General features: G+C 69.9%; 1 protein-coding gene. It reads left to right on the top strand.

Annotation, left to right across the window (positions count from 1 at the left end; genetic code table 11):
- Positions 1-737 (top strand): GTPase (locus tag K789_RS0116915; protein WP_024367789.1); only part of this gene is annotated, 737 nt, incomplete at both ends.

Raw genomic sequence — 737 nt, 5'->3', positions numbered from 1 at the left:
GGCGACCCGGCTGGACCGCAGGCTTATGGCATTGAACGAAGCGCGCGAACTGGCCGCCGGGGCTCTCCCCGAGGACGTCCTGGACAGCGTGCTCCAGGTGCTGGAGCGGGCGGGCTCCCGGCGCTCCCTCTCGGCGGACCACACCGTGGTCGGATTCTTCGGGGCCACAGGCAGCGGCAAGTCCTCACTCTTCAACGCTGTCAGCGGGGAGGAAATCGCGACGGCGGCCGCCCGCCGGCCCACAACCTCCGAGCCGCTCGCCGGCATCTGGGGAACCGAAGGCAGCGAGGAGCTCCTGGACTGGCTGGAGGTCCGGAATCGGCATCACGCCAGCCCGGTCCCCGGGTTCGCCGACGAGGGCACGGGCCTGATCCTCCTGGACCTTCCCGACTTCGACTCCACCCGCGCTGCCAACCGCGAAATCGTGGAGCGGATGGTCGGACTCGTCGACGTCCTCGTCTGGGTGCTCGACCCGCAAAAGTACGCCGACGCCGCGGTGCACAACGGCTTCCTCGCCCCCTTGGCGTCCCACGGCGCCGTTACCCTCGTGGTGCTCAACCAGATCGACCGGCTCCCGGACCGGGACATTCCGCCCGTTCTGGACTCACTCAAAGGCATCCTGGCGCGGGACGGGCTGGGCAAAGTGCAGGTTATCGGCGCCTCCGCCGTGGTGGGCACCGGCGTGGACAAAGTCCGGGCCGCCATCCGGCAGGTGGCCACGCAGCGGCAGGCCCAAA

It is taken from the genome of Arthrobacter sp. TB 26 (assembly GCF_000427315.1).
GTDB lineage: Bacteria > Actinomycetota > Actinomycetes > Actinomycetales > Micrococcaceae > Arthrobacter.
The sequence above is the reverse complement of the archived record's forward strand: the minus strand, read 5'-3'. Positions and strand labels throughout refer to the sequence as shown.